Annotated in this window: 14 protein-coding genes; 8 read left to right on the top strand and 6 right to left on the bottom strand. The window is 70.3% G+C overall.

All coding sequences use genetic code 11. From position 1 onward, the window contains the following. The first annotated feature begins 25 nt into the window (after positions 1-25). Together CLV40_RS02330 and CLV40_RS02325 are read left to right on the top strand one after the other, a co-directional pair. The gene (locus tag CLV40_RS02330; RefSeq protein WP_104476380.1) at positions 26-328 is read left to right on the top strand and encodes a hypothetical protein; all 303 of its coding nucleotides are present in this window, start codon (positions 26-28) and stop codon (positions 326-328) included. A gap of 191 nt (positions 329-519) precedes the next feature. Continuing rightward, complete coding sequence (locus CLV40_RS02325) at positions 520-1,323, top strand: S1 family peptidase (protein ID WP_104476378.1); 804 nt, start codon at positions 520-522, stop codon at positions 1,321-1,323. 75 nt (positions 1,324-1,398) lie between these two features. Here CLV40_RS02325 and CLV40_RS02320 read toward each other — a convergent pair whose 3' ends face one another. The 6 genes from CLV40_RS02320 to CLV40_RS02295 all read right to left on the bottom strand — a co-directional run bounded on the left by CLV40_RS02320 (position 1,399) and on the right by CLV40_RS02295 (position 8,043). Then, a complete protein-coding gene (locus tag CLV40_RS02320; RefSeq protein WP_104476376.1) occupies positions 1,399-2,130 on the bottom strand; it encodes an alpha/beta fold hydrolase in 732 nt (243 codons plus the stop codon). Between the two features lie 47 nt (positions 2,131-2,177). Further along, positions 2,178-2,768 (bottom strand): TetR/AcrR family transcriptional regulator, encoded by a 591-nt coding sequence (locus CLV40_RS02315; protein ID WP_104476374.1) that lies wholly within the window; start codon positions 2,766-2,768, stop codon positions 2,178-2,180. Positions 2,769-2,813: 45 nt separating this feature from the next. After that, positions 2,814-3,653 (bottom strand): ATP-binding cassette domain-containing protein, encoded by an 840-nt coding sequence (locus tag CLV40_RS02310; RefSeq protein ID WP_104476372.1) that lies wholly within the window; start codon positions 3,651-3,653, stop codon positions 2,814-2,816. After that, positions 3,650-5,485: a dipeptide/oligopeptide/nickel ABC transporter permease/ATP-binding protein gene (locus CLV40_RS02305; RefSeq protein ID WP_104476370.1), complete on the bottom strand. Its 1,836-nt coding sequence runs from the start codon at positions 5,483-5,485 to the stop codon at positions 3,650-3,652. The genes CLV40_RS02310 and CLV40_RS02305 overlap by 4 nt, the downstream gene beginning before the upstream one ends. Beyond that, a complete protein-coding gene (locus tag CLV40_RS02300; RefSeq protein WP_104476368.1) occupies positions 5,482-6,423 on the bottom strand; it encodes an ABC transporter permease in 942 nt (313 codons plus the stop codon). Before CLV40_RS02300 ends, CLV40_RS02305 begins: the two co-directional genes overlap by 4 nt. A 69-nt stretch (positions 6,424-6,492) precedes the next feature. After that, on the bottom strand, positions 6,493-8,043 hold the full coding sequence (locus CLV40_RS02295; protein WP_104476366.1) for an ABC transporter substrate-binding protein: 1,551 nt from the start codon (positions 8,041-8,043) through the stop codon (positions 6,493-6,495). 585 nt (positions 8,044-8,628) lie between these two features. Here CLV40_RS02295 and CLV40_RS02290 point away from each other — a divergent pair. The 6 genes from CLV40_RS02290 (at position 8,629) to CLV40_RS02265 (ending at position 15,089) form a co-directional block, all read left to right on the top strand. Further along, positions 8,629-9,351 carry an SDR family NAD(P)-dependent oxidoreductase gene (locus CLV40_RS02290; protein ID WP_104476364.1) on the top strand — a complete coding sequence of 241 codons (723 nt, stop codon included), beginning with the start codon at positions 8,629-8,631 and terminating at the stop codon, positions 9,349-9,351. Positions 9,352-9,712: 361 nt separating this feature from the next. Beyond that, complete coding sequence (locus CLV40_RS02285; RefSeq protein ID WP_104476362.1) at positions 9,713-10,819, top strand: zinc-binding dehydrogenase; 1,107 nt, start codon at positions 9,713-9,715, stop codon at positions 10,817-10,819. A 55-nt stretch (positions 10,820-10,874) separates the two neighbouring features. Beyond that, positions 10,875-11,828 (top strand): aldo/keto reductase, encoded by a 954-nt coding sequence (locus CLV40_RS02280; RefSeq protein ID WP_104476360.1) that lies wholly within the window; start codon positions 10,875-10,877, stop codon positions 11,826-11,828. Positions 11,829-11,860: 32 nt separating this feature from the next. Beyond that, positions 11,861-12,838, top strand: a complete 978-nt coding sequence (locus CLV40_RS02275; RefSeq protein ID WP_104476358.1) for an alpha/beta hydrolase — start codon at positions 11,861-11,863, stop codon at positions 12,836-12,838. Beyond that, the gene (locus CLV40_RS02270; RefSeq protein WP_245930960.1) at positions 12,835-13,851 is read left to right on the top strand and encodes an alpha/beta hydrolase; all 1,017 of its coding nucleotides are present in this window, start codon (positions 12,835-12,837) and stop codon (positions 13,849-13,851) included. The genes CLV40_RS02275 and CLV40_RS02270 overlap by 4 nt, the downstream gene beginning before the upstream one ends. Next, the gene (locus CLV40_RS02265; protein ID WP_104476356.1) at positions 13,848-15,089 is read left to right on the top strand and encodes a multidrug effflux MFS transporter; all 1,242 of its coding nucleotides are present in this window, start codon (positions 13,848-13,850) and stop codon (positions 15,087-15,089) included. Before CLV40_RS02270 ends, CLV40_RS02265 begins: the two co-directional genes overlap by 4 nt. The last annotated feature ends 61 nt before the right edge of the window (positions 15,090-15,150 follow it).

Here is a 15,150-nt window from a genome sequence, read left to right as displayed (position 1 = left end):
TCACCGGTTTCGCCACGATCCGACCATGACCCCCTCGCGCCGACCCTGGCGCCGCCTGTTCACCGTCGGCGTCTTCGCCCTCGCCGCGCTGTTCACCCCGACCACCGCGGGCGCCGAGAGCCCCGCGACGCCCCGCACCATCGTCGAACCGCACTGCGGCGGCGAGTGGGTGGACTACAACGGCGCCGAGAACCGCCGGATGAAGAGTCAGCCGGGTTCCTGGCGGCTGCATTCGTACTACGGCGTCCAGATGAAGGACGTGCTCGGCAACTGGGGCAGCAGCGTCTCCGCCACGCACGAGGCCACCTTCGAGGTGGCCTGCCCCTGACCCGGCGGACAACGACCGGGCCGGTTCCCCCGGGGACCGGCCCGGTTCCTATCCACGAGAAAGAACAATAGGCGATAAACCGTTCGAAATCGCCCGTTCTCGGTTGATTATTCCCACCCGAATGGAGGTGGTGAGTGAATGGAGGGGCGTCGATCCTTCCGGTGGTATCCCTGCTACCGGAAGGAATTTCCATGCTCAAGAGAATGGTGGCCGTCGTCGCCACCGCGCTGGCGGGGGCGGCGCTGGCCGTTCCCGCGCAGGCGCAGGAGCAGGCGTACGCCGACTTCTCCGCGATCGTGGCGCTCGACAACTGCTCCGGGTCCGTGGTGCGGCCCCCGGCCGCCGCCGACAGCGACCCGGCGCTGGTGCTGACCAACGGGCACTGCGTGAAGCTGATGGGGGCCAACGAGGTCATCGTCAACCAGGCCTCCAGCCGCACGTTCACGCTGCTGGGCCCGTCCGGGTCGTCGCTGGGCACGCTGCGGGCCACGAAGCTGGCCTACGCCACCATGAAGAACACCGACGCGGCGTTCTACCAGCTCAGCGCCACCTACGCGCAGATCCAGTCGCAGTACCGCACCCGGGCGCTGCCGATGCTGGACACCCACCCGACGCAGGGCGCGAGCATCCAGGTCGTGTCCGGCTACTGGAAGCGGGTCTACTCCTGCTCCGTCGACGGGTTCGCCTACACGCTGCGCGAGGGCAGTTGGACGTGGAAGGACTCGATCCGCTACACCCGCTCCTGCAACGTGATCGGCGGGACCTCCGGCTCCCCGGTCATCGACGGCTCCGGCCGGGTCGTTGGCGTGAACAACACGATCAACGAGAGCGGCCAGCGCTGCACGCAGAACAACCCCTGCGAGGTCTCGCAGACCGGACAGGTCACCGTGCGGTCGGGCATCGGGTACGCCCAGGAGACCTACGACATCCCGAAGTGCATCACCACTGGGAACCAGTTCAACCTGACCCTGCCGGGATGCGCGCTACCGAGGTAATCCGGTAACCGGCAACAAAGACCACTGACCCCCGCCGGGACAATCCCGGCGGGGGTCAGTGGGTATTTCACCTCATCAGATCCCGAGGAAAGCGAAAACCTCGGCACGCAGTTCGTCACCGGTGAGGGCGCCGATGTGGTCGCCCGACACCTTCTTGACCTCGGCGCCCTCGACCCGACCGACCAGGTGCTCGACGCCCTGCGACATCGGGTCCTCCTCGCCCGCGAGGAACAGCGTCGGCACGGCGGGGGCGGTGGCGTTCGGGTCGAACGGCTCCCTGGCCAGGCCCTCGACCAGCTTGAGCAGCGACTCGCCGTCCTGCCCGGGCGCGGCGACCATGCTGGTGATGATGCCGGTGAGCATGTCCGACGGCTGCGGTCCGCCCGCGACCGCGGCACGCGCGGCGGCGAGGTCGACGACCGCGAACGGCTCCATCGGGCTCACGCCGCCCAGCACGAGCTTGCGGGCCCGCACCGCGCCACTGGCGACGAGGTCCCAGGCCAGGCGCCCGCCCAGCGAGTAGCCCACGACGTCCACCTCGGCGTCACCGACGGCGGCGGCGATGCGCTGGAGCAGGTGGGCGGTGGTCACCTCGTCGACCGACTCGACGGCCGGGCCGCCCGCGTGGCCGGGCAGGTGCACCACGACGGTCTCGCGACCGGCGGCGGCCAGCGGCTCGGCCCAGCGCTCGGCGGGCCAGTCGCGCTCGCCGCTGGCGGCGAAGCCGTGGATCAGCACCACGGGCGGGCCGGACACCTCGGCGGTCGGCTGGGTCCGGGTGGTCGGCAGGGCGGAAACACTGGTCATTCTACGATCGTAGACGCAAAACCCGTTATGGGTCCAGTGTTTCCACCCTATCCGGCGATTCGCTTCATCAGATTGTCGACGTACTCGGTGTAGCGCTCGACGAGAGCGCCCACCGGGTGCATCAGACTGGCCACGTTGGCCCCGATGGTCACCGAGATGATCTCGTCGGCGAGCACCCCGACCGCGGCCGATTCCGGGTCGGTGTCCTCGCTCGTCGCCGCGGCGATGCGCCTGCACAGCTCGGCGCGCCAGGTCACCAGCAGCTCCCGGTACTGCCGGGCCAGGTCGGGGTTGGCGACGGAGTGGCCCCACAGCACCAGCAGGATCCGCGCCGAGGTGATCTGCTCCGGCACCAGCGGCATCGCGGCCGCGACGAACCCGTGCAGCGCCTCCACCGGACCCAGGTCGGGGTCCAGTTCGGACATCCGCGTCGCGGTGTCCTCCAGCACGCTCTGGAACGTCGCCGAGATGATCCCGTCCTTGCCCGCGAAGTAGTGCTTGAGCGCGCCGTTGGCGAAGCCCGCGGCGGTGACGATGCTGCGCATCGTCGCCGCCTCGAACCCGCCCTCGGCGATCAGCTTCTTGGACACCTCGACGATCTCCCGACGCCGCTGATCATGGTCGATGACCTTCGGCATGGCAGCTCACTCCAATGGCCTGTGCAGGCCGTCTCAGGACCCTGCTCAGGCCGACTCGCGCAGGGCGAGCCACGCCGCCCGGCGCTCGGCCTGCTTGGCCGGGTCGGCCACGGGCGCGGCCAGCAGCAGCCGCTGGGTGTACGGGTGGTTGGGCTCCTCGGTGACGGTGTGCGTGTCCCCGGACTCGACGATCTCGCCCTGGTACATCACCGAGGTGCGGTGGCACACCCGCCGCACGACACCGAGGTCGTGCGAGATGAACAGGTACGACACCCCCGTCTCGCGCTGCAGCTCGATGAACAGGTCGAGGATGGTCGCCTGGGTGGTGAGGTCGAGCGCGCTCACCGGCTCGTCGCAGACGATCAGCCGGGGCCTGCGCACCAGCGCCCGCGCGATGGCGATGCGCTGGCGCTGGCCGCCGGAGAACTCGCTCGGGTAGCGGTGCACGGCGTCGCCGGGCAGCTTCACCCGGTCGAGCATCTCCGCGACCGTGGCGCGGGCCTGCGTCTTCGACGCGCCCACGACCTCCAGCGGCTCGGCCAGCACCTCGCCGACGGTCATCGTGGGGTCCAGGGAGCCGTACGGGTCCTGGAACACCACCTGGATGTCGTTGCCCAGCTTGCGCCGCGCGGCACCCTTGGCGTGCGTGATGTCCTTGCCGTCGAAGGAGATCGCGCCGGCGGCCACCGGCGCGAGCCCGAGCAGGGCCCGCCCCAGGGTGGACTTGCCGGACCCGCTCTCCCCCACCAGGCCGACGCACTCGCCCGCCCCGACCGTGATCGAGACGCCCTTGAGCGCACGGAAGTTGACCTTGCGGGTGATGTGGTAGTCGACCACCAGGTCGCGCACCTCGAGCAGCGGCGCGGTGTTGTTCGGCGCGGTCATCGCGCGTCCTCCTCTCCGCCGACGTGCGCGGCGGGGGCACCGGCCCACGCCCGGTCCAGTTCGTGCCTGCCCTCGGCGTCGTCCAGGGACGCGGCGATGAGCTCGGCGGTGTACGGGTTCTCCGGCTGGCGGAAGATCCGCTCGACCGGCCCGCTCTCCACGATCCGGCCGTCCTTCATCACCACGACGCGGTCGCAGATGTCGGCCACCACGCCGAAGTTGTGCGTGACGATGACCAGCGCCATGCCGTACTCCTGCTGCAGCTCGCGCAGCAGTTCGAGCACCTCGGCCTGCACGGTGACGTCCAGCGCCGTGGTGGGCTCGTCGGCCACCAGCAGCGAGGGCCGCCCGGACACCGCGCCCGCGATGAGCACGCGCTGCGCCATGCCGCCGGAGATCTGGTGCGGGTAGGACTTGAGCACCCGCTCCGGGTCCTTGATGCCGACCCGGACCAGCACCTCCCTGGCCCGCTTGCGCGCGTCCTCCTTGGCCATGCCCTGGACGTGCCGCAGCGGCTCCACGAGCTGGTGCTCGATGGTGTAGCTGGGGTCCAGGTTCGTCATCGGCTCCTGCGGCACGTAGCCGATCGAGCGGCCGAGCAGGGCCGCGCGCGCGGTGGTGGACAGCTTGCCCACCTCCTTGCCGCCGACGTAGATGCCGTCGGCGACGGCCGTGCCGCCCGCGGGCAGCAGGTCCAGCACCGAGAACATGGTCTGCGTCTTGCCGGAGCCGGACTCGCCGACGATGCCGAGCACCTCACCGGGGGCGGCGTCCAGGGACACGCCCCGCACGACCTCCTTGACCCCGTCCGGGGCCGGGTACCCGACGCGCAGGTTGTCGATCCGCAGCGCGCAGTCCTCGACCCGGTGGGCGTGCTCGCCGCTGGCGACCCGGTTGGGCAGGTCGGCGGTGGCGGGCGGGGTCACCAGCAGCTGCCGGGCCTTGAGCCGCATCCGCCGGGTGGGCCGCTCGACGCGCACGCTGATCAGGTCGGCCAGCGTGGTGCCGATGAACGCCAGCGCCGCGATGGTGAGGCCCAGCGCGATCGACGGCCACAGCAGGATCAGCGGGTAGTTCTGGATGACCTGCATGCCGTTGGCCATCATCTGGCCCCACGACGGCGTCTGCGCGGAGCCGATGCCGAGGAACTGCAGACCGGCCTGCATGCCGATGGCGATACCGGCGGTCAGCGCCGACTGCACGACGATCGGCGGGTACACCGCGCGCGCCATGTGCGTGCGCAGGATCCGCGGGTTCGTCACGCCGGAGACGCGGGCCGCGTCGATGTAGGGCTCCTTGCGGACCGCCATCGCGCGACCGCGGGTGATCCGGAAGTAGCCGGGGGCCATGAACAGGCCCAGCACCACCATCAGGACCGGGAACGACTGCCCGGTGCCCGCCGCGACCACCATCAGCATGATGAGGCCGGGGATCGACTGCAGCCCGTCGCTGATCCAGGTGCAGATCCGGTCGGTCACGCCGCCGAAGTACCCCGAGCACACACCGGCCGGGACACCGATCAGCACCGCGGAGACACAGGTGATCAGCGCGCCGAAGAGGGTGAGCTGACCGCCGTAGAGCAGGCGGCTGAGGATGTCGCGACCCGCCGAGTCACCGCCGAGCAGGTGGCCGTTGCCCGGACCCGCGTTGGTGATCTTGAAGTTGACCAGGTTGGGGTCGAACGGTGCCAGCCACGGCGCGAGCACCGCGGACAGCACGATCAGGACCATGACCACGAGCGCGATGACGCCCGCGGGCTTGCGCATGAAGCGCCGCAGCAGGGAGACCCGTTTGACGGGTGCCAGGTTGGTCGGGAACGGGGCAGCGGTCATCGGTCGCGCACCTTCGGGTTGACCCACCCGAGCACGAGGTCGAGCAGGAAGTTGATGACGACGACGAACACGACGGTGACCACCGTCAGGCCGAGCAGCACGGGGATGTTGCCGTTCTGCGACGACTGCTGCGTCAGCTGGCCGATGCCGGGTAGGTAGAACACCAGTTCCACGACGATCGCGCCGCCGAGCAGGCCGACGAACATCATGGCCAGCACGGTGAGCGCGGCCGGGGAGGCGTTGCGCAGCACGTGCCGGGTGACCCGGCCCTTGGACAGGCCCCGCGCGCGGAGGGTGCGCACGTAGTCCTGGTTGTTGATCTCCAGGAAGCCGTTGCGCAGCTGTTCGGCCACCATGACGATCGCGCCGAGCGCCAGCGCGATGGACGGCAGGGTGATCGACTGGATCCAGCCGCCCACCGAGACCACCGGGTCGACGTAGCCGACCGCGTTGAACCAGCCGAGGCCCAGGGCGAAGACGTTGACCAGCACGATCGCGACCCAGTAGCCGGGCAGCGCGAAGAGCACCACCGAGGCGAACTTCAGGATCCGGTCGAGCACGCTGCCGGGCCGCAGGCCGCAGGCGACGCCGATGATGACGCCGAAGACCGCGGAGAGCAGCGTCGCGAACACGACGATGGACAGGGTCACCGGCAGGCGCTGCGCCAGGTCGGCGTTGACGGGGGTGAAGGTGCGCCACGAGGTGCCGAAGTCACCGGTGACGGCGTGGGACAACCAGTCCCAGAACTGGGTGAGCAGCGGGCGGTCCACGCCGATCTTGTGGCGCAGCGCGTCCTGCTGGACGGCGGTGGCGCTGTTGCCGAGCAGACCGGGGGTCGGGTCCCCGATGGCCGCGTGGGCGAGGAAGAAGGTGCCGGTCGCGACGACGAACAGCAGGACGATCCCCGACACCAGGCGTTTGGCGATGAAGGAAAACATAAGTCTCGGCTCCTCACCGGCGGGCCCGCCCACCCTGGGGTGGGCGGGCCGCCGGAGCAACTGGTGGGGTCAGCCGCGCTGGATGAACCGCAGGGTCGGGAACATCATGCCGGTGACCGGCTGCACCTTGATGCCCTGAACGCTGTAGTAGGTGTTGTCCGCCTGGTACCAGACGTCCCACCACGCGAGGTCGACGAGCTTGGTGTTGAGCTGCTTGAGCAGGTCGGTCTGCTGCGCCTCGTCGGCCTTCTCCACCTGGTCGACCAGGGCCTTGACCTCGGGGAACTTGTCCACCGACGGGTTCGGGTTGTACCACTGGGAGGTGGTGACCTGGTCGGACAGGGTGGCCATGTCGTTGCCGCTCATGGCGATCACGGCGAGGAACATCGGGTAGGTCGGGGCGTTCTTCTGGTAGTCGGGCATGGCCATGTCGACCCACTCGACCTTGATGCCCAGCTCACCGAAGGTCTGGTTCGCGGCGGGCTGCCACGCCTGGAAGATCGGCGACATCGGCATCTTCACGCTGAAGCCCTGGGCGTAGCCCGCCTCGGCCAGCAGCGCCTTGGCCTTGGCCATGTCGGTCTTGTACTTGTCGTCCATCGACTTGTCGTAGACCTTGCCGTCAACCGGCCACAGCTGGTTGGTGGCGGTGCCGGAGTTGTTGCCGACGGCGGAGAGGATGCCCGCGGAGTCGAACGCGTAGGCGATGGCCTGGCGGACCTTCTGCTCACCGAGGGCCTTGACCTGGGTGCCGGTGCGGTCCGCGAACTGCACGCCGACCCACGACGACGGCTTGGACGCGATGTTCCAGTTCGCCTCCTTGGCCTTGGCGTTGTTCGCCGCGTTGGCGAACTGCATGTTCAGCTGGCCGCCCTGCATCGCGTTGAAGCTCGCGGTCTGGTCGGTGATCGGGAACAGCGTGACGTTGGGGAACGGGAACGTCGCGCTGTCCCAGTGGTTTTCCTTCTTCTTGAACACGTACTGCGACTGCGGCGCGGAGGCGCCCTTGTCGAACGTGTACGGGCCGGAGCCGACCGGGCCCTGGGCCAGCGCGTCCGACTCGATCGCGGCGGGCGAGGCCATCCACGAGCGGCCGAGGCCCATGAAGTACAGCAGCGAGTCGTCGCGCTTGGAGAGCTTGAGCTCGATGGTGTCGTCGTCCTTGGCGGTGACGTCGGCGACGTTGAGGTACGCCTGGCCGGAGCGCGCGCCCGCCTTGAGGTGCTTGATGTTCGCGACCGCCGCCTTGGCGTCGAACGCCTGGCCGTCGTCGAACTTCACGCCGGTGCGCAGGTCCATCGTCAGCGTGAGCTTGTCCGCCGAGTACTCCCACTTGCTGGCCAGCGCCGGGATCGGCTTGGCCGCGTTGTCCAGCGACACCAGCGGGTCGTAGACCGCCGACAGGTACGGACCGTCGAAGCCGATGTCGGCCAGGGCCGGGTCCCACGACGTGACGTCGAGGAAGACGCCCGCCTTAAGGTCGTTGATCTGGGCGCCGGTACCGCCGCCGCCGGTGCCGCCACCGGAGGTGGTGGGGGTCGCGCCGGTACATCCGGCCAGTGCGGTGGCTGCCGCGACCGCGGTCGCGACCAGAGCCGCCGCTGTCCGAGTCCTCGTCATCAAGTCCCTCTCTCGGGTGATGGACTGCCGGTGGGGGACACGCGCCGCTAGCGCGGGCTGGTCCTCGCCTCGAGCATGTAGATCGATAAGTGAGACCTGGCTCACCGTGGTGCGGGATAGTCTACGTTCGTCGGCAAAAAAATCAACGGTTTGACGACCAGGAGTTTTCTCGGAGGTTACTGGCCCTCAGTCCGCGGGGGGTGGGGAGAAAATCGTATATGAAACGGGTTTTCCAGGTCTTATGCCGCTGTTCGCCGTGGTCAGGTCGAGTGTTACAGCGACGAAGTCACGAATGACAACAGTAAAGTCACGAATCGGCATCGCGGCACGCAAAACGTTACAGCCAAGATCGTCGGATACCTGCCACCGACAAGATCCACCCAGTCGGATGACACCCACCCGTGCTTCCGTGGAAGCCCCGACACCCGGTCACCCGACCTCCGCCTGCGCGGGTCGCGACCGGGGCGCACCCTGGGGCGAAACCGAACCGCAACCCTGGACCCGACCGGATCCCCTTGTGGATCAGGCGGTTTATTTTCTACGCTTGTATACTGACCCGAACGCCTCGGCCGAGAGGAACCAACGATGACCTCTGCCCGCACCGTGCTCGTTACCGGAGGGGCGGGCGGCATCGGCCGCGCGATCGCCGCCGCGTTCCACGCCACCGGTGACCAGGTCGTGATCGCCGACGTACACGGCGTAGAAGACGCCGCGACCGAACTCGGTGTGCGCGGCGTGACCTTGGACATCACCGACGACGAGTCGATTTCCCGCGCACTCGACGAGGTCGGCCGGATCGATGTCCTGGTCAACAACGCCGGGCTGCTCGCGATCCACGGCCGCTTGCTCGACCTGCCCGCCGCCGACATGCTGCGCATCCTCCAGGTGAACGTGCAGGGCACATTCCTGATGACGCAGCAGGTCGCCCGCCGGATGATCGACGGGGGGGTGCGCGGCGTCGTGGTGAACCTGTCCTCCATCGGCGGTCGCCAGCCCACGCCGGGCATGGGCGGCTACGAGAGCAGCAAGGCCGCCGTCGACGCGCTGACCCGCTGGGCCGCCATCGAGCTGGCGGAGAACGGGATCCGGGTCAACGCCGTGGCCCCCGGCCCGGTGCTGACCCCGATGCTGGCCATGGGCCTGCCCGAGGGCTCGCCCGCGCGCGAGGCCTGGCTGAGCCGGATCCCGCTGCGACAACTGGCTCCCGTGGAGCAGGTCGCGGCCGCCGTGGTGTTCCTCGCGGGTGACGACGCCGCGCACATCACCGGCACCAGCCTGCCGGTCGACGGTGGACAGCTGCTCGTCTGATGTCGGAGCGGGGCCGGGAAACCGGCCCCGCTCCACTCGTTTACCGGGTGAAATCGGGTGATCCGCCGCTAAGCCGACACCAGTGGCCCGAAACCGGCGCGCGCACCGCGCCCGCTCGAAGAACCGGACACCGGACGTCGGGCAGCCGACGTCCGACGTCCTGCGCCACCCGCCGGAGCCGCGCACCGCGCGCGACCCGGCCCGATCGACCACAGTGGACGAGCGGTGGGCCGTCCACCCGGCCGGATCGGTTGCGGTGGCACGGGATACCCGGGTTCTCGACTTTTTAATCGACATCCGTAGACTAACGAGACGGGCAGCACATCCACTGCGGGCCCGGCGCCACGGAAAGGCTTTGCCGATGACTGTCCCGACCTCCACCCGCGCGGCGGTGCTGACCGAGCACAGCGCGCCGCTCACCCTCACCGAACTCCCGCTGCCCACCGAGATCGAGCCCGGCGCCGCCCTGGTGCACGTCTCCTGCGCCACGCTGTGCGGCACCGACGTCGAGATCTGGTCCGGGAAGATGAGCTTCCCCGGCATGCTGCCGATGGTGCTGGGCCACGAGATGGTCGGCGAGGTCGTCGCCGTCGGCGCGGGCACCAAGGACGCGCTGGGCCGCGACGTCGAGGTGGGCGCCCGCATCGGGTGGTCCGAGTCGACCTGCGGTGAGTGCTTCGGCTGCGTGGTCCTGCGCGAACCTGTCGCTTGTTCGCGCCGCGGCTACGGATTCCTCCAGAGGTCGGATGTTCCGCCCTACGCCACCGCCGGGTTGTGCGAGTACGCCTACGTCGTGCCGCGCGCGGCGAAGCTGCTGCTGCCCGAGACCGTGCCGAGCACCTGGGCCGCGATGGCGGGCTGCGCGGCCAAGACCGTGCTGCGCGCCTTCACCTACGTCGGCGGGCTGACCGGCAAGCGGGTCGTGGTGCAGGGTTCCGGCGCACTGGGCATCTTCGCCACCGCCGTCGCGCACATCTCCGGTGCCGCCCAGGTCATCACCGTCGGCGCGCCCGAGTCCCGGCTCACCCTCGCGGGCGACTTCGGCGCCGACGCCACCGTGGACATCGCGGCGGGCTCCGAGGGCATCATCGAGAAGGTCCAGGAGCTGACCGGCGGCCGCGGCGCGGACCTGGTCATGGACTTCGCGGGCGCCCCGTCGGTGGGCCCCGAGGCCGTCGCCATGGCCGCGCAGCGCGGCCAGGTCGTCATCGTCGGCAGCACCGGCCCGGTCGGCGCGCCGCTGCCGCTGGGCATGGTGATGGGCAAGGAGCTGACCATCTCCGGTTCGCTCAACGGCGACATCTCCGACTACCACCGCGCGATCGAGTTCTTCGGCGCGTTCGGTGGGCGCTTCCCGTGGGACCGCCTCTTCGGCGAGCCCGTCGGCCTCTCCGCCGCTTCCGAGCGGATCGAGGCCATGCACCGGCTCGACGAGGTCAAGGCCGTCATCGACCCGCGTCTGCCGTAGTCCCAAACCACCACCCCCAGATCCGTCTCCCCCAAAGCAGCAGGAGGCCCTCAGCATGACCCCCGTTTCCCGCAAGCAGCTCGGCACCACCGATCTGGAGATCTCGCAGCTCTCCATCGGCTCGTGGCACACCTATGACCGCATGGACTTCGCCGACACCGTGGCGCTGCTCCGCGCGGCGGTGGACGCGGGCATCAACCTGTTCGACGTCGGCGTGTACGGCTTCCCCGGCATGCCCGCCGTGTTCACCGACGTCATCTGGGGCGCGGCCATCCGCGCCGCGGGCGTGGCCCGCGAGGAGTACCTGGTCTCGGCCAAGCTGTGGCTGGAGGGCTTCGGCGCGGACGGGTTCCGCCCGCAGCTGGAGAACGCGCTGCTGCGCGGCGGCTTCGGCATCGCCGACCTGGTCATCCTCGGTGACATCCGGCGCGACGACATCGTGCTGGAGGAGCTGGTCGCGGACCTGGCCAACCTCAAGGCCGCGGGCCTGATCCGCGCGTGGGGCGTGAACAACTGGTCGGCGAGCAACATCCGCAAGCTCCAGGAGATCGCCGCCGAGACCGGCGTCGATGGCCCGTCGATCGCGCAGCTCAAGTACAGCGTGGCCCGCCGGTCCATCCCGGACGGCGAGCCCTTCGGCGCGCTGTTCGCCGACGGCTTCACCATGCAGTCCTCGGACGTGCTCGAGGGTGGTCTGCTGGTGGGCAGCTCGTCCGGCCGCGAGGTCGGCCGCGACCCGGGTGGCGTGCAGGCGGCCATCAAGGAGCGCGCGGGCGAGTTCGCCGCCGTCGCCGAGGGCCTGGGCACCAGCCCGGCGCGGCTGGCCGTGGCGTTCACCCTGACCCACCCGGCGAACATCACCACGCTGTTCGGCGCGACCAAGATGTCGCAGCTGCAGGACAACCTGGCCGCCGTCGACCTGGTCGCCCAGGTCGGTGCCGCCGAGCTGCGCGCGCTGGTCGAGCCGTTCTGGGTGGACCGCGACCTGGTCAACCCCGAGGGTCCGTGAGCACCCCCCTACCCGCGAGCGAGGAGCCTGCCGTGAGCACCACACCCGTGCCGTTCGACCCGGACATCGAGCCCGCGCTGGCGCAGGTCACGCAGCCCGACGCGCCGCCGTTCACCCCGGAGACCATCCCCGCCATGCGCGCGGGCATGGCCGCGATGTTCCCGCCCGCCGCCGTGCAGGTCGGGGACGCGCCGGTCGACGTCGTCGAGCGGACCATCCCCGGTCCGGACGGCGCGCCGGACCTGGAGATCACCATCATCTCCCCGCGCGGCCTCACCGGGACCGTGCCCGGCCTGTACAACATCCACGGCGGCGGCATGATGGTCGGCCACCGCAACATGGACGTCGGCAGGTTGCTGGCCCTGGTGCTCGAGCTCAACGTCGTCGCGGTCAACGTGGAGTACCGGCTGGCGCCGGAGCACCCGGACCCGGCCCCGGTCGAGGACTGCTACGCCGGTCTGGTGTGGATGTCGAAGAACGCGGCCGAGCTGAACGTCGACCCGAACCGCATCGTGGTCATGGGCGGCAGCGCGGGCGGCGGCCTGTCCGCCGGTGTCGCGCTGCTGGCCCGCGACCGCGGCGGTCCGGCGCTGGCGGGTCAGCTGCTGCTGTGCCCGATGATCGACGACACCAACACCACGGTCGCCAGCCACCAGTACAAGGGCATCGGCACCTGGACCCGCGAGGCGAACCTGGCGGGTTGGTTCTCGCTGCTGGGCGACAAGGTCGGCACCGACGCGGTGTCGCCGTACGCGGCGCCGACCCGGGCGACCGACCTGTCGAACCTGCCGCCCGCGTTCATCGAGGTCGGCAGCGCCGAGCCGTTCCGCGACGAGGACACCCAGTACGCGCTGCGCATCTGGGAGACCGGCGGCCAGGCCGAGCTGCACGTGTGGAGCGGCGCGTTCCACGGCTTCGACATGTACGTACCGGAGTGGCCGGTCAGCAAGATCGCGCTGGAGACCCGCAACTCCTGGTTCCGCCGCGTGCTGGGTCTGGAGGGCGAGTGAGCGACTACCAGCCACTGCCCCCGGTCCCCTACGACCCGGAGCTCGAGCCGGGCCTGGCGGCGTTCCTCGACCTGGTCGAGCAGATCCCGCTGCGCGCGGACACGATCCTGGCCAACCGGGAGCACTTCGCCACCATCATCCCGCCCGTCGAGGTGATGGTCGGCGACCAGCCGGTCGAGATCGAGGACCGCACGGTCCCCGGTCCGGCGGGCGAGCCTGACATCGTCGTGACGATCGTGCGGCCGCGCGACCTGCCCGCAACCCCGGCCCCCGCGATCTACTGCATCCACGGCGGCGGCATGGTGCTGGGCAACCGGTTCTTCGGGATCGCCGGCCTGATCGCCGACGTGCTGCGCTTCGGCGCGGTGGGCGTGTCGGTGGAGTACCGGCTGGCGCCGGAGCACCCGGCCCCGGCGGCGGTCGAGGACTGCTACGCCGGTCTGGTGTGGCTGGCCGAGCACGCCGACGAGCTGGGCATCGACCCGAACCGGGTCGTGGTGACCGGGGCCAGCGCGGGCGGCGGCCTCTCGGCCGGTGTCGCGCTGCTGGCCCGCGACCGCGGCGGCCCCGCGATCGCCGGGCAGGGGCTGATCTGCCCGATGCTCGACGACCGCAACGAGTCGGCGTCCACCCGCCAGTACGACGGTCGGGGTGCCTGGGACCGCAACAACAACGACACGGCCTGGGACGCGATCCTCGGCTCGAAGCGGTTCACCGACGAGGCGTCGCCGTACCAGGTGCCCGCGCGGATGGCGGACCTGTCGAACCTGCCGCCCGCGTTCATCGACGTCGGCGCCGCGGAGATCTTCCGCGACGAGGCGACCGAGTACGCGCTGCGCATCTGGGCGACCGGCGGCCAGGCCGAGCTGCACATCTGGGCGGGTGGCTACCACGGCTTCTCGGGCTTCTCGCCCGACGCCGAGGTGTCGCGCACCGCGGAGGCGACGCGGCTGTCCTGGCTGCGCCGGATCTTCGGCCCGGAGCGCCCGGCGGAAGGTACCGGCACACCGTGAAGCTGGGCCGCGTCGCCGTCGTGCTCGGCCTGCTGGAGATGTTCGGGCCCATCTCGATGGACCTGTACATGCCCGCGCTACCGGAACTAGCGGGCGATCTGCACACCAGTTCGAGCCTGGCGCAGGCGACGATGTCGGCCTGCATGCTGGGGCTGGCCCTCGGGCAGCTGCTCGTGGGCCCGCTCAGCGACCGCTACGGCAGGCGGCCCCCACTGCTCGTGGGGGTCGGCCTGTTCGCGGTGCTGTCGCTGGTCTGCGCGATCACGCCGTCGATCGAGCTGCTGCTCGCCGCCCGGTTCTTCCAGGGGCTGAGCGGGTCGGCGGGCATCGTGATCGCGCTGGCGGTCGCGCGCGACCTGACCGACGGCGTGGAACTCGTGCGGCTGCTGGCCATGCTGACCACGGTCGGGGCGATCGCGCCGATCGTGGCGCCGGTGGTCGGCGGCCAGCTGGCGCCGGTCATGGGCTGGCGGGGCATCTTCGCCGTGCTGGCCGGGATCGGGGTCGCGCTGTTCGTGCTCGCCTGGGCGGCGTTGCCGGAGAGCCTGCCGCCGGACGGGCGGCGGACCAAGGGTGACGGCGTCCGCGAGTTCGGGGTGCTGCTCAAGGACAAGCTGTTCCTGTGCTTCCTGCTGGTCGGGTCGTTCGGCGGGATCGGGTTCTTCACCTACCTGGCCTCGATCAGCTTCGTGCTGCAGGACGGCTTCTCGTTGAGCCCGCAGCTGTTCAGCGTGTGCTTCGCCGCCAACGCGGTCATGTCGGTGGTGGGCGCGCAGATCAACCGGGTCGTGGTGCGCCGCGCCGGACCGGCCCGGATGTACTCGATCGGCACGGCCATCACCGCGCTGGCCGCGGTGGCCATGCTGGCCTCGGTGCTGTTCGACGCGGGGCTGGTCGCCCTGCTCGTCGCGCTGGCGCTGCTGATGCTCCTCAGCGGCGGCGCGCAGTCGAACGGCACGGCGCTGGCCCTGGCCGACCACAAGGACCGGGCGGGCACGGCGGCGGCGCTGCTGGGCACGACCGGGTTCGCGGTCGGCCCGCTGGTCGCGCCGCTGGTGTCGCTGGGCGGCACCACCGCGCTGACCATGAGCATGACCATGGCGACTGCCTACACGTGCGCGGCGGCCCTGGTCTGGTGGGCGGTGCTGCCCAAGCTGCGCAGGCGGCCAGCGTCCCCCGGGGTCACCGAACGGGTGGTGGCCGACGAGGTGGAAACGGTGCCACCGGGGGCGCTCTGAAGACTCGGGGTGCGTCGATGGCGACACCACAATGTCGCAACGCGACGTTGGCGCATCCCGA

It is taken from the genome of Actinokineospora auranticolor (assembly GCF_002934265.1).
Classification (GTDB): domain Bacteria; phylum Actinomycetota; class Actinomycetes; order Mycobacteriales; family Pseudonocardiaceae; genus Actinokineospora; species Actinokineospora auranticolor.
Note: the sequence above shows the minus strand (reverse complement) of the source record. Positions and strands in the feature narration are given on the sequence as shown.